Source organism: Bradyrhizobium semiaridum (assembly GCF_020329505.1).
Lineage (GTDB): Bacteria > Pseudomonadota > Alphaproteobacteria > Rhizobiales > Xanthobacteraceae > Bradyrhizobium > Bradyrhizobium semiaridum.
On sequence record NZ_JAGKJJ010000112.1, the window covers coordinates 1 to 616 of the forward strand.

Consider the following 616-nt stretch of genomic DNA (forward strand, 5'->3'; position numbering starts at 1 on the left):
CCGAGTCGGTATTCCTGGCGGAGACCGAGGCCAACCTGGCGATCCTGCATCAGCTCCGCGAACTCGGCGTCAGCATCTCGATGGACGATTTCGGCACCGGCTATTCCAGCCTGAGCTATCTGCGCAGCTTTCCATTCGACAAGATCAAGATCGACCGCTCCTTCGTGAAGGACCTCGCGCGCCGTTCCGATTGCCTCGCGATCGTGCGCGCGATCTCCGGCCTCGCCGCGCTGAACAGAAATCCCTGCACCTCGTTGCAGCCTTCGGCGCGCAGCCAATCGAGCTGGTCGACGGTCTCGACGCCTTCCGCCGTCGTGGTGATCTTGAGACTGCGGCCGAGGCCGGCGGCCGAGATCGAGGCGCTGCTGACGGGCTTTGCCGCGCGCGCGTCGAAAGCGGCGTAGTTCGCCACGCGTCAAGACAGGCAATGACGAGAGCTCTTGTAGCCCGGGTGAGCGAAGCGATACCCGGGGCCGGTCCCGCATATCGCTCCGCTCATGCGGGCTACAAGAGCGCGACCCGTTGGCTCATGCGGGCTACGATTTCTCGCCCGCGGCTAGAACCGCGTCACGATGTCCGACAGCGCGGGGCGCGGGCGGTCTTCGCTTGGCTTGGT

1 protein-coding gene and 1 pseudogene are annotated in these 616 nt (G+C 65.4%); one reads left to right on the top strand and one right to left on the bottom strand.

Going from position 1 to position 616, the window contains the following annotated elements; genetic code table 11:
- Positions 1-228 (top strand): annotated as a pseudogene (locus J6500_RS32280) (EAL domain-containing protein); the annotation flags it as partial.
- Here the strand turns inward: J6500_RS32280 and J6500_RS32285 are convergent.
- Positions 116-412: an EAL domain-containing protein gene (locus tag J6500_RS32285; RefSeq protein WP_225716613.1), complete on the bottom strand. Its 297-nt coding sequence runs from the start codon at positions 410-412 to the stop codon at positions 116-118. The pseudogene J6500_RS32280 and the gene J6500_RS32285 overlap by 113 nt on opposite strands.
- Positions 413-616 lie beyond the last annotated feature (204 nt).